This is a genomic window from Microcystis sp. M53602_WE12, assembly GCF_030065455.1.
Lineage (GTDB): Bacteria > Cyanobacteriota > Cyanobacteriia > Cyanobacteriales > Microcystaceae > Microcystis > Microcystis aeruginosa.
In genome coordinates, this window is sequence record NZ_JASJFB010000033.1 from 1 (window position 1) to 11,848 (window position 11,848).

13 protein-coding genes and 1 pseudogene are annotated in these 11,848 nt (G+C 42.7%); 4 read left to right on the forward strand and 10 right to left on the reverse strand.

The window, feature by feature from the left end; genetic code table 11:
* The first annotated feature begins 32 nt into the window (after window positions 1–32).
* Window positions 33–170 carry a hypothetical protein gene (locus PX482_RS01325; RefSeq protein WP_288027647.1) on the forward strand — a complete coding sequence of 46 codons (138 nt, stop codon included), beginning with the start codon at window positions 33–35 and terminating at the stop codon, window positions 168–170.
* 271 nt (window positions 171–441) lie between these two features.
* Here PX482_RS01325 and PX482_RS01330 read toward each other — a convergent pair whose 3' ends face one another.
* The 4 genes and pseudogenes from PX482_RS01330 to PX482_RS01340 all read right to left on the reverse strand — a co-directional run bounded on the left by PX482_RS01330 (window position 442) and on the right by PX482_RS01340 (window position 2,092).
* Window positions 442–705, reverse strand: coding sequence for a type II toxin-antitoxin system VapC family toxin (locus PX482_RS01330; RefSeq protein WP_002757403.1), 264 nt, complete (start codon window positions 703–705; stop codon window positions 442–444).
* Window positions 693–908 (reverse strand): hypothetical protein, encoded by a 216-nt coding sequence (locus tag PX482_RS01335; protein WP_002746864.1) that lies wholly within the window; start codon window positions 906–908, stop codon window positions 693–695. Before PX482_RS01335 ends, PX482_RS01330 begins: the two co-directional genes overlap by 13 nt.
* A 5-nt stretch (window positions 909–913) precedes the next feature.
* Window positions 914–1,099: pseudogene (locus tag PX482_RS27980) on the reverse strand (hypothetical protein).
* Between the two features lie 243 nt (window positions 1,100–1,342).
* The gene (locus PX482_RS01340) at window positions 1,343–2,092 is read right to left on the reverse strand and encodes an NYN domain-containing protein (RefSeq protein WP_002757405.1); all 750 of its coding nucleotides are present in this window, start codon (window positions 2,090–2,092) and stop codon (window positions 1,343–1,345) included.
* A gap of 264 nt (window positions 2,093–2,356) precedes the next feature.
* Between PX482_RS01340 and PX482_RS01345 the strand changes: the two genes are divergently transcribed.
* Window positions 2,357–3,256: a J domain-containing protein gene (locus tag PX482_RS01345; protein ID WP_288096463.1), complete on the forward strand. Its 900-nt coding sequence runs from the start codon at window positions 2,357–2,359 to the stop codon at window positions 3,254–3,256.
* A gap of 283 nt (window positions 3,257–3,539) precedes the next feature.
* Window positions 3,540–4,988, forward strand: a complete 1,449-nt coding sequence (locus PX482_RS01350) for a serine/threonine-protein kinase (protein WP_002757409.1) — start codon at window positions 3,540–3,542, stop codon at window positions 4,986–4,988.
* Window positions 4,989–5,009: 21 nt separating this feature from the next.
* On the opposite strand, the gene PX482_RS01355 is transcribed toward PX482_RS01350, so the two are convergent.
* The 5 genes from PX482_RS01355 to PX482_RS01375 form a co-directional block, all read right to left on the reverse strand.
* Complete coding sequence (locus tag PX482_RS01355; protein ID WP_002757411.1) at window positions 5,010–5,630, reverse strand: Uma2 family endonuclease; 621 nt, start codon at window positions 5,628–5,630, stop codon at window positions 5,010–5,012.
* A gap of 47 nt (window positions 5,631–5,677) precedes the next feature.
* Window positions 5,678–7,204 carry a GldG family protein gene (locus tag PX482_RS01360; protein WP_288121988.1) on the reverse strand — a complete coding sequence of 509 codons (1,527 nt, stop codon included), beginning with the start codon at window positions 7,202–7,204 and terminating at the stop codon, window positions 5,678–5,680.
* Between the two features lie 2 nt (window positions 7,205–7,206).
* A complete protein-coding gene (locus PX482_RS01365) occupies window positions 7,207–8,037 on the reverse strand; it encodes an ABC transporter permease (protein WP_002757415.1) in 831 nt (276 codons plus the stop codon).
* Complete coding sequence (locus PX482_RS01370; RefSeq protein WP_002757417.1) at window positions 8,027–8,968, reverse strand: ABC transporter ATP-binding protein; 942 nt, start codon at window positions 8,966–8,968, stop codon at window positions 8,027–8,029. Before PX482_RS01370 ends, PX482_RS01365 begins: the two co-directional genes overlap by 11 nt.
* A 283-nt stretch (window positions 8,969–9,251) precedes the next feature.
* Window positions 9,252–10,232, reverse strand: coding sequence for a hypothetical protein (locus PX482_RS01375; protein ID WP_002757418.1), 981 nt, complete (start codon window positions 10,230–10,232; stop codon window positions 9,252–9,254).
* Between the two features lie 295 nt (window positions 10,233–10,527).
* Here PX482_RS01375 and PX482_RS01380 point away from each other — a divergent pair, with 295 nt between their 5' ends.
* On the forward strand, window positions 10,528–11,394 hold the full coding sequence (locus tag PX482_RS01380) for an alpha/beta fold hydrolase (protein WP_288121990.1): 867 nt from the start codon (window positions 10,528–10,530) through the stop codon (window positions 11,392–11,394).
* Window positions 11,395–11,734: 340 nt separating this feature from the next.
* On the opposite strand, the gene PX482_RS01385 is transcribed toward PX482_RS01380, so the two are convergent.
* Window positions 11,735–11,848 (reverse strand): DUF29 family protein (locus tag PX482_RS01385; protein WP_353852422.1); only part of this gene is annotated, 114 nt, incomplete at its 5' end.

Here is an 11,848-nt window from a genome sequence, read left to right on the forward strand (position 1 = left end):
AACCCTTATAGAGAAGGACATTGATGCGATTTTTGTCAATTGTTTTTGCTCTAGAGCGAACTAATCAATTAAGTCTCTTGCCAGATAAGGATTTAGTCGATTTATGCCCCCCTATCGAACCATACCAAGTAACGAAGAACCGGAGTTCGCAAGTTTTGTCTTGCTCTTAACTGGGCGGCAACTTCGGCAATCTCAAGGGAAATAGGTACAGTAATTAGGGTTTGCTGAATAATGGTAAAACCCTTTTAAAATAAGGCTTTTGACCTGTTAAAATCCGATGTTCATGCTGCGAAAATCGGATTGGGACCATCAAAAACCTGGCATTATCCTTATTGTAGTACATCAGTTGGTACAAAAAAGAGAGGGCAACAAAGCCTGAAACTCCCGACGACCGGCTACTGACGACCGGCTACTGACTCCTAACCCCACCAACAAACTTTTTCAGCAAACCCTAATTAAGTTTTCTTGATCAAGAAGAATATCACGATACTGGCAGGCAAGTTCTACATTACCTGAGCGTAATGGATGCACCAAAACTTCCGTCAGCGTCAACGTAGAGGTAACAACTTGAAACTCGCCTCGACTTAGCGCCCCAAAAAAGGCACGCACAAGCCCTAAATATGCCTGATTTTGCTCCATCAGGTAAATGAGTGGTGCGGTATCCAACCCCACAACTTGACCTTGTAGTTGCATCAGCCATTCCATGAGGCACGTTCCTGATTAACGTACTCTTGAGCATCAAGTCCATTCCAGATTTCTTTTCCTAGTCCTTCTAGTTCCATAATGCTATGCTTGGGCTTAACAAGCATAGGGCGACGTACCATTACAGCTAACTCTTTTAATAAGCGAAGTTGCTCGTCTGGGGTGAGATTCTCAACTTGCCGGCGAACATCTTGATAGGTAGTCATGCTCTTTACTCCCTGTGGCTCTTCGTTACTTGGTATGGTTCGATAGGGGGGCATAAATCGACTAAATCCTTATCTGGCAAGAGTTCTATTGATTAGTTTGTTTTAGCTCGAAAACAATTGACAAAAATCGCATCAATGTCCTTCTCTATAAGGGTTTCATCCCTTATAACTCCGTCCATTGCATAGCACAAACCGAAGAACCCTCCCTGTTTCTTCTATTAATCATGTCATATGGCCCACAGATCACGGCTCCAAAAAGTAAGGTAAAATGCCCCCATATTTGTCTATATCCGACCGCACTCCCGTCCGTCCCTGTGCCTAGACGTTTTTAGCTTATTATCATTTACTTTAATCAATGACCATGGTGTGTTCCCCAAAATCGATCGCTGCAGCGGTAGGACTTACATTAGGGAACGCATCCTACTAGATCTGCACTACGTTTTTGGAGTAGTGCCATTCTTTTGCTTGCTCCTCACGAAGACTGCCTTATTTTTTCGCTGAATCTCGAATAAGTCAATAGCCTCGAACAGGCCACTCAACTTTGCATATCCGTAGTTGCGTGGGTCAAAAGATGTCTGATTTGCTATGTGTCCGCCAATCTCTGCCAAATTCGACCAACCATCATCGTCTAGAGTGCTAGAAACCGCGCCCCTCAATAAACTGATTAATTTGGTGTCTTGCTTCAACTCTTTACCAGTTTTCTTAACACTTGCAGAAACTTTGGAAGTCTCCTCAGAATTTACTGCTTGATCAATAGTTTCTAGGTATAAAAATGTTGAACACGCATAAACAAAAGGCAAGGGTGTTTTCTTCTCGCCAAATCCATAGACTTTTAAGCCATTTGTCAAAATTCGCATCACTAAAGGAGTAAAGTCACAATCGCTCGACACGATTGCAAAAGCATCCAACTGTTGTGTATACAGCAAATCCATTGCATCAATAATCATTGCAGCATCAGTAGCATTTTTGCCCTTCGTATAGTCGAACTGTTGGACGGGGCGAATAGCGTATTCGTGCAAACACTCCTCCCAAGCTTTCAGCGCAGGACTTTTCCAGTTTCCGTAAGCCTTACGAATATTGGCAACTCCATACTTTGCAATTTCAGAGATGATCGCCTCAATTTTTGATGCAGGGGCGTTGTCTGCATCAATTAGCAGTGCAATTTTTGATTCTGATTGCAGCATATTGCTCCAGGTGTGCTGATCACTTTAATTTTTGAACTCGAACAGAGACTTTTCAAGTATGCCCCAACCTATAACCTAAGCCATCTAACTATTAATTATACAGAAACTTTCCGAATAACCAGAGTAAGGATATGGGGAAACTTTCGACATATCACCCCGTTTTGTAGATTCCTGACAATCAGCTGAGATACAAAGAACTTTTCAGCGACCATAGCACGAATTATAATTCTTCAGGTAACTGAGCAGACTAACTATAAAGTTGCGATGGCGGAGCAAATTCTTTCTCTACTCTTGTACTTAATTGTCATTCTAACGGCTTTTTGGTTTATTAGCCCCCAAAAAACGCCCCGTAGTCATCCCGCCTATCATCTTGCCTGTTTACTAGAAGATGCTCCTGAAAGCTCTTTAAAGGGTCAATTTTGTCCCCTGGCTACTCCCTTGGCTACCCCGATCGCCTGTACTGTTCCGCAGGTGTGGCGCAGTGTATATAGGCAGTCTCTGGCAAAACCGGATGTTAACTATTGGCAATGGCGCGGTATGCCCGAAAATGAGCAGTTTTGTCGGGAATTAGGGGAATTATTGCGGTTAAATCCGGCTGGAGGTTACGCTAAGGAAATTCTGGAAAGTCTCGCCTTGGGTCAAGATCCTTTTTATCATCTTTACTGGGATCTAAAAGCGATCGCTAATGGTAACTTTAACACTATTGGCACTAATAAACTAGCTGAGGGCAGATTTGCCCAGCGAGATTTGCGAACTCATCAGCAGATGCGGAGGGATTTTCGTCAATGGCATTTACAAGCTTGTGAACAGTTGGGAAAAGAGCGAGTTAAAGCGGTTTATCGGCGGTGTTATGGGTCAGATTGGTCATTAATCGCCCAAATTCTCTATCCTTCGCCCCGTTCCTTGGCCGTGATGATTATAGAGTCCGCTAATCCCGTTTGGTGGCGAGTTTTGGGGATTACTCCTTTTAGCACGACTAGCCGGATTGAGAATAATTATAAAACTCTCTTGTGTTATTGGCATCCCGATCGCAATTCCCATCCCAATGCGACAGAAATCACCGCCCAGCTTAATCGCGCCTACGATTGTTATCAAAGTTTTCAGGAGATGAGTAGTCAAGATAATGCACCTTTGTGGACGAAAATCCGTCGCTGGATTCCTTAGACTTGACTCTAGACCTCCTGCAAAGGTAAGTTATCGAGCCGCTATCCGGTCAAAATATCTAAAAGCCCCGATAAATTCGACATAATCTTAGGTTTTATGGATAGAATAGTTGTCTCTTGCCTTTTTTCTCCTCCTGTATCCTGTCTCCTGTATCCTGTCTCCTTACCTAACGGAAGATTTTTGATTTTTGCAGGAGATATTCTAGTTTTTCCCTTGACTTTTTCCTTAACGAAAGAATGTTAGTCTAGGAACAATTTATGACCACGCTTGCACTCTCAGGGTAATGAATCTAGTGCTTTTAAACAATCGCTACCAAATTGTTAGTATCCTTGCTAGGGGGGGATTTGGGGAAACTTATATCGCTATCGATACGAATATGCCTTCTCAACGGCGCTGTGTGATTAAAAAATTGCAGCCGGCTATTCAAAGTGAGGGGATGCCAGAATGGTTAAAAGAACGTTTTCAGAAAGAAGCAAGCGTTTTAGAGGAATTGGGGGAACAAAATCGCCAAATACCCCGTTTATACGGTTATTTTGCCCAAGATAATCACTTCTATCTGGTGCAGGAGTGGATTGAAGGGGAGACACTAACCCAAAAACAGCAACGACAGGGAAATTTATCCTCCTCAGCAGTGCGGACGATTTTGGAGAATTTACTGCCTGTTCTTGATTTTATTCACAGTCGCCGCATTATTCACCGGGATGTGAAACCCGATAATATTATCTTAAGAAATAGTGATAATTTGCCCGTTTTAATCGATTTTGGGGTAATGAAAGAGGCAGTCGCCACCTTACTCGATCCTACGGGAAAAAGTGCCTATTCGATCGCCCTTGGCACCCCCGGTTATATGGCTTCGGAACAGGCTGCCGGGAGACCGGTCTTTTCTAGTGACCTTTACAGCCTAGGCTTAACGGCGATTTTTTTATTAACGGGAAAAACTCCCCAATATCTAGAAACTGACTCGCGCACGGGGGAAATTCTCTGGCGACAGGAGGCAGAAAATGTTAATCCTAATTTAGCTATGGTAATCGATCGAGCGATCCGTTTTCATCCCCGCGATCGGTTTGCTACTGCCAGGGAAATGTTGGCAGCTTTGGCAGAAATATCCCCCGATTTGTCCACCCAACCGACTATCGCGGTTTCTCCCCATAGTCCCCGATTAAAGTCCTCTACACCCCCAAAACCAACCGTCTCCCCCACTGTGGTTATTCAACCCAATTCTGGGGAAAAAAAGAATCCTTGGCTGTGGATTTTGCTGATTTTTGCGGTGACAATTGGGGCTTTTGCCCTAGGATATCGGGGATTTATGGCTCTTTTACCCAAAAATGAGGAAATTGAACCATTACCAACCCCTGAACCTTCTCCTAGTCCTGAAATCATTCCTCCTCCCTCCCAAGATTTTCCCCCTATCCGACGACCTTCTCGTCAACGGACTCCCATTTATTCCCCGACTCCTACTCCCTCCCCGACTCCTACCCCAGAGGTGATTCCTAGTCCAGAAGTGACTCCAGAATTAACTCCTAGTCCCACCCCAGAAGAAGTAATTCCTATTCCTGTTCCTCTTCCTGAAACAGATCCAAGTCCTCAAGTTTCTCCCCTTCCTTCCCCTTCTCCTTCCCCTTCCCCTGTTCCAGAGGTGATTAATCCCCCGGTTAATGAGGATAAAATTGAACCGATCGCTCCTCCTGTTTTATCACCTTCTCCTCTTCCCACGGTGGAAAATAGTAATTAATCTAAAAATACGGGTTTTTCTTTAAGCTCTAGCACGAAAAATTTGATTAGCAGTGAGGTTTAACTCTGGAAAAATCCCTGAAATAAGACGTTGATCCTGTTTAAATAAATTACCTTGATATTCTCCATCTATTAATTGATAGATAGAAATGGTGGGTTCTTTGGGGCTGCCGATATATCGGGCCGAACCTTTGGCTAAATAATCGATAATCCAATATTCGGCAATTCCTAATTGTTCGTAGTCGTCGAATTTTTTCAGATAATCATCTCGCCAATTGGAACTGACAATTTCAATAATTAATTTAGCTGATGTTGCCAGAGAAATTGAGGAAGCGGTTTCCCAATAGGGATCGTTAACTAGATTTTCTCTGTCTAAGACAATAATATCGGGTAGATAACCTGTATGGGGTCGAAGGGGTTTTACTGCCGCAGTATTAGGGATAAAATAGGGCAATTGCTGCCGATTTATCTCTAAGAATAGGGTTCCAGAAACAAATCCGCCAATTTCTTCGTGTTTTCCGATCGGTCGCATCATGGGCAATAATTTTCCTGCGATTAATTCGTATTGTTGTCCATCATCGGGATATTGATTGATATAGTCATCAAAAGTCAACAATTGGGGGATGGTTTGGGTTGTGGTCATGGCAGTTAGGGGAATAAGAGAGATGATTTTTCTAGATTCTAACTCGATTAACGACGTTGCCACCAAGTCAATCCAGCTAGGGTAAATCCTACTAAAGGCATCACTACCATCGCTATCCAAAAAATAGCGTTAGCTTGCAGGGGATTTAAATTGATTCTTCTATTTTCTGGTTCCTTGGCCCGGATAGATAAGGTGGCTGTTTCACCACTGGCTAACCACTGCACAGAATTTAAAAATATATCTCCGTTTAACTGTTGTTCAAACAGTCCATCGCTGGCAAAGCTGGCATTACCAATCACGATTAATTTACCTTTTTTTCCCGTCAGGGCAACTCCTAGATCAAAGGGGCCGGCTAAATCTTTTTCAGGGTTAAACTGGAGATTCTGATCATTTAAATCACTCTCAGCCCACATTTTATCATTAGTAATCATTAAAGATACGGCTTCAATTCCTTCCACGGGAACGGTGGCGATGGGACGAGCAAAGGGAAAGATAGAAATACCGTTAGCAAAATCGCGAGTAATGGGATGATTACCGTAATTGGTAATAATGGGACTAGCCGGACCTAAACCGATAATTTCCCCGGCACCGGAAGCATCAATAATAATCCGATTATCCAGTTTCACACCCCAAGGGGTTAATAAGGGTTCTAATCCGGTTTCGGTTTGGGGGTCAATCATTAATAAAATTTTGCCCCCTTGCTCAAGATAGTTTTTTAAAGCGGTGACTTCCTGGGGAAATATTTTTCTTTTGGGACTGGCAATAATAATGACATCGGCATTATTGGGAATGGTGGAACGTTCCACTAGATTAAGTGGTTCTACTTGATAACCTTTTGCTTCTAAACTATTGACTGCTTGTCCTAAACCCCCTTGAGGTTCTTTGATGGCATTTTCTCCATGACCTTGCAGAAAGTAAGCGGTTAAAGTGCGATCGGTTTTAGCGGTTTCGATGGCGTTACTCAGTTTCGCTTCGGTGAGACTTTCCTCTTCACTAATAGTTTTTAGAGGTTGTTTTTTGTCACCATACTGTAGATAGACTCTAGACAGATTATCATCAGCTAGTTTTTTAAATTCTTGGACAATATTGGGTTTTTTCTCTGGGTTAACTATCTCGTACTGAAATTGGGGATTTTTGCGTTGATAATTGGCTAAAAGTTCCTCTTCGTTGCCACTGATTCCCCGGGTTGAAAAAATCCAGACTTTGACGGGTTTTGACAGATTGGTTAATAGTCTTTCGGTTTGGGGGGATAAACTAAAGATTTGGTTTTCGGTTAAATCAACTCGATAGGGATAACGGAGGGCGAGAAAGTTAATTAAACCAATAACGCTGAGGACAATAATAGTAGTAATGAGGGTTTGAGTGCCGGTGCGGGTACTTCTTTTTTGCCAAAAGTCTTTGGAAGTGATTACTAATAACAACAGCCACCCTAGAAACAAAATAGCTCCGGCAATTAATAACCCCAGAGAGAGGGATGACCATTGACCGGAGATTAACCCCACGGTTAAGCCGGCACTACCCAGAAATAGGGCGGGTATATAGAGAAATTTACCGTATTTTTGCCAGGATCTCATAGTTAGTTTCTTTGATAACGGTCCGCTTCGATCGCTTGAGTAGTTAGGAAGATTCCCAGCAGAATATAACTGAGGAGGATGACTAAACTACTACTGTCAAAAATTCCCCGCACGAAATTGTTAAAGGGTTGATACCAAGATAGATGGGATAGTAATTCTTTCAGGAAAAATCCGATCTGTTCTCCCACTTCTCCTCCGATGCGATCTCGAAAGAAGGTTTCGGCATTGTTAGCAATTACATCCAGTATCCAGATAAATAAGATGGTGATAAAGGTGATGATGTAAGCAAGGATAGAACTATTGGTGAGGGAAGATATAAACATCCCGATGGCTAGGATGGCCGCTGCCAGTAAAATTAATCCTAGATGAGCTAGTAAAATACTGGCTATATTTACTGGGGGAACTGCGGTACTAAAAACCACTATTTCGTAAATCCAGAGGGGGGTAATCATCACGGTAAAAAAGGCTAACACTCCCAATAATTTACCGATGGCTATACTCCAATTAGTCAGGGGAGAAGTGGCTAAAAGTTCTAGGGTTCCCTGTTTTTTTTCCTCTGCGTATAATCCCATAGACAGGGCTGGCAAAATTACCAACAATAAAGAGGATAAAATAATGCCGATGAAAGTGGTCATAAATTCAGACACCGTATCTCTGGCTACCAGAAATCCCGATTGTTCTTGGATACCAATATCGAGAATAATGCCGTAGAGAAGGGAGTTAAAGAAAAATCCTGCTACTAACCAAAATATCCCCATAATGATATAGGCATTGGCGGCGGTAAAATAGCTTTGAAATTCCTTGCGAAAAATCGCCCAGATATTATTGATCATGTCTCTCCTCTTGCTGGTTACTTTCCCCGCTGCCGATTACTTCCAGAAAGATGTCTTCTAGGGTTTTACGCGTGCGACGCATTTCTAATAGGTTATAACCATTGTTGACAACTATTCTAGCAAGTTCTGCCCCTAGGTTTGTCCCCGCTTGACCAACAATTTTGAGCAGATTATCGCCGACTTTTGCCCCTTGCTCGACTTGCGGCATTTGTTGAAGGATTTCTAACAGGGAATCCCTATCACCTTCGATCTCAATTTCATAACTGGAACCAGCAGGGGTAGCGGTAGTAATATTATTGGCTACGATGCGACCCCGATTAATAATTGTCGCTCGATCGCAGGTAATACTCACTTCTGGTAAAATATGAGTGGAGAGAATAATTGTATGTTCTCCCGCTAAACTTTTAATTAGATTTCTCACCTCGATAATCTGTTTCGGATCCAATCCTACTGTCGGTTCATCTAAAATAATTACCGGTGGATCGTGTACAATCGCTTGGGCAATTCCCACACGCTGTTTATAACCTTTGGATAACTTGCGGATAATAACTTTTCTTTTTTCTAGTAACTGACATTTACCTAAAACTAAATCTACCCGCGCTTTTCTATCCCCCGATGAGATGCCTTTAATCCGCGCCACAAAATCAAGAAAACTTTCCACGGTCATCTCTGGATACAAGGGGGGATTTTCAGGAAGATAACCAATGCGACGACGCACTTCTAAGGATTGTTGATGCACATCGTATCCTGCTATCCTTGCTGTTCCCGTCGTGGCGGGAATATAACCGGATAAAATCCTCATGGTCGTGGTTTTTCCCGCTCCATTTGGTCCTAAAAAACCGAGAATTTCTCCTTTTTCTACGGTAAAATCCACGTCACTGATTGCCGCGGTAGAACCATAAATTTTACTCAGATGTTCGACTTCAATCATAAGCTTTATCAGTTGGTAAAGAGGAGGCAGGAGACAGGAGACAGGAGCGGGGAGAATATAATAGACCTCGACCTCATATTATCTCAAGACCAAAAGTCTTTCTAGTTAAGGAATCTACCCGAATAAAAATTATTTTAATTGCCTCAGATTTTTTCAGTGAAATTGAATTAGCAACGATATACATTCCAGTTCTCGAACTATTTAGTTAGTACATAAACTAAAGGCAAGCTGTGACTGGGTTATAATTTTTGGAGATGTCTAATAAATAAAAGTAATGCCCTCATTACTGATAACTGATTTTTCCTAGACTATGATCCCGATTAATTTCTACCACTAGATGCGCTTGTTTGAGCAGGGGTGGCAGAAATAATTGCGGATGTAAACTTTTCCAAAAATACTTGACAAATTCCTCGATTTCTGATGGGGTCATACCTCCTTTTGTTTCGGCTGCCTGTCGCCATTGTAAACTGTAACGGTAGTCAAGGGGATAAAGAATCAGTAAGCGATCGATTTTTGACCAGAGGGGTAGATATTCTCGCAATCTTTGATTATTATCCCTGGCCAATTGTCGGTCTTCTTCGCTATTAATCGGATCGGGGGCATGATCAAAGACTGTTTCTTCTATTGGATTCATGCCCACAAACCAACCCTCGAAAAAAAGAATATCAACTCGTTCCACTTGTTCCGCTGCAATTCTATCTCCTTGTCCTTGATGCAGGGACTTGTCAAACCGCGGGATTAAAATCGGACTTTTTTGCTGACAAACCTGTTCTAAAACTTTAATTCCTAATGCTATATCATGAGTACCCGGTGGACCACGCCAGCGCAATCTTTCATCCTTTTGACGCAATTTTATTCGCTCATTATAGGTCTTATAAATATCATCTAAAGAGAGATTATTTACTTTTAAATCAAAATAGGCTAAAATAATCGACATTATGGATGTTAAGGTGGTCTTTCCCGTGCCTTGAGGGGCCAAAATGCCTTGAATCAACGGTTTTGCGTGGCTGCGTAGCTGTAGCGCCCAGGGAATCCAGAAGCGCCAACAGCTGATCAAAATCTGATTTGGCTGATTTATCCCTAACTCCTGACATTTTTGCCAGACTCGCGGCCAGAGAATCATTAGTAGTTCCGCCCTTTCCTGTAGGATGAGAGGGTTAGTCTGCTGAAAACTTAAGGATTCGATCTCTAGTAAATCTTCTAGATCCGCCTGACTTAAGGGATTTTCGTCGATTAATCCCCGTAAAATCGTCAAAATCTTCATAGCTGTTATATCAGAATTAGCAAAAAACTGTCCCGATGATTCAGGAGTAATTCTCTGGGGTTAGCCACCAATACCAGCAGATTAATCCCGCTCAAGATTTTTTTTGAGAGTGTTTTTTAGGGTTATTTGCCCAAAAATGAAGGGTTCGCAGGCAGGCATGGATTCCCATTATATATATGAGTATATGTCAAGTCCCGTTTTCAGTCAAGGGGTTTGGCCAAAAATCTCTAGCTTTGTCTCCAGTTTCCCAATCGGTTAGACTAAGAATTATTAACATTACTTAACAAAACAGCCGATGAATACAGCTGCCCTGACGATAAAGCAAAATTGGCAATGGCAAGGACATTCGATACACTATGTGCAAGCGGGTACTAGAGTTGCGGGAAAACCCCCTTTACTATTAGTCCACGGTTTTGGCGCTTCCACCGACCATTGGCGAAAAAATGTGCAAGGTTTAGCCTCAGAATGGGAGGTATGGGCGATCGATCTGTTAGGATTCGGTAGATCAGCTAAACCGGATATTGTCTATAGTGGCAGTCTTTGGCAGCAACAATTAAACGATTTTATCAAGGAAGTTGTGGGCCAACCGACGGTTTTAGCCGGTAATTCTCTGGGGGGTTACGCTTCTCTCTGTGTGGCTGCTAATCATTCCGAGAATGTTCGGGGATTAATTCTCCTCAATAGTGCCGGTCCCTTTAGCGAGACAGAAAGCAATCGTCAGCCTAATTTAGCACAAAAATTACTGCGATCGATCTTGCTGCAACCTTGGGCCAGTTATCTCTTATTTCTCTATACCCGTCAACCCAAAACTATCCGCAAAACCCTAGAGAAAGTATATCTCGATCGCAGTGCCATTACCGAGCAGTTAATAGAAGATATCCGTCGTCCTTCCCTGGATGCGGGAGCAGCCAAAGTTTTTGCTTCTGTGTTTAAATCTCCCCGGGGGGAAAATGTGGATATTCTCCTGCAAAAGTTAAGTTGTCCCCTGTTGATGTTATGGGGTGAAGGGGACCCTTGGATGAATACTAGGGAACGCGGGGCCAAATTCCGTCAATACTATCCTTCTCTGACAGAATATTATCTAACTGCCGGTCATTGTCCCCACGATGAAATTCCCACAGAGGTTAACCGGTTGATTAGTGATTGGATGAAAAGCTTATAGGTAGTTAGGGACTGGTTATCAGGTTTTTATTTTTTTGACGCTCAAGTAGTCGTGCAAAATTAATTTCCTAGTCGAGACAGGATACAGGATACAGGATACAGGATACAGGAGACGGGATACAGCTATTAGGGATCGGATTTGAGTTTTCAGTTCTCTGTTTGCTCACCACCGCAGAAGCCTGACGGAGTAGTGGCTTAGATGTGTAATTAATTGTGCTTAGATACTTATCTAACCTGAAAAAAGAGGGTTCGCAGGCAGGCACCGATTCCCATTCTATATATAAGTATCTGTCAAGTGCGGGGATTTGTCAAGGATTTTTTTGAAAAAATCTGCCGGAATTTCAGGGGAGAAAATCGGAATCGAGGATTTGTTCGGGACTATAGGGGCAGCTTTCGGCAAAGATAGCGGCCGGTAATTGGCTTTTTTGTCGGACTCGCTTCACTGCTTTGGGGTA

Excerpts from the sequence above, each read along its gene's own strand:
- PX482_RS01370 (WP_002757417.1), bottom strand. The coding sequence starts at position 8,968 with ATGATTGAAGTCGAACATCTGAGTAAAATTTATGGTTCTACCGCGGCA.
- PX482_RS01335 (WP_002746864.1), bottom strand. The coding sequence starts at position 908 with ATGACTACCTATCAAGATGTTCGCCGGCAAGTTGAGAATCTCACCCCA.
- PX482_RS01355 (WP_002757411.1), bottom strand. The coding sequence starts at position 5,630 with ATGACCACAACCCAAACCATCCCCCAATTGTTGACTTTTGATGACTAT.
- PX482_RS01375 (WP_002757418.1), bottom strand. The coding sequence starts at position 10,232 with ATGAAGATTTTGACGATTTTACGGGGATTAATCGACGAAAATCCCTTA.
- PX482_RS01365 (WP_002757415.1), bottom strand. The coding sequence starts at position 8,037 with ATGATCAATAATATCTGGGCGATTTTTCGCAAGGAATTTCAAAGCTAT.
- PX482_RS01360 (WP_288121988.1), bottom strand. The coding sequence starts at position 7,204 with ATGAGATCCTGGCAAAAATACGGTAAATTTCTCTATATACCCGCCCTA.
- PX482_RS01330 (WP_002757403.1), bottom strand. The coding sequence starts at position 705 with ATGGAATGGCTGATGCAACTACAAGGTCAAGTTGTGGGGTTGGATACC.
- PX482_RS01380 (WP_288121990.1), top strand. The coding sequence starts at position 10,528 with ATGAATACAGCTGCCCTGACGATAAAGCAAAATTGGCAATGGCAAGGA.
- PX482_RS01340 (WP_002757405.1), bottom strand. The coding sequence starts at position 2,092 with ATGCTGCAATCAGAATCAAAAATTGCACTGCTAATTGATGCAGACAAC.
- PX482_RS01350 (WP_002757409.1), top strand. The coding sequence starts at position 3,540 with ATGAATCTAGTGCTTTTAAACAATCGCTACCAAATTGTTAGTATCCTT.
- PX482_RS01345 (WP_288096463.1), top strand. The coding sequence starts at position 2,357 with ATGGCGGAGCAAATTCTTTCTCTACTCTTGTACTTAATTGTCATTCTA.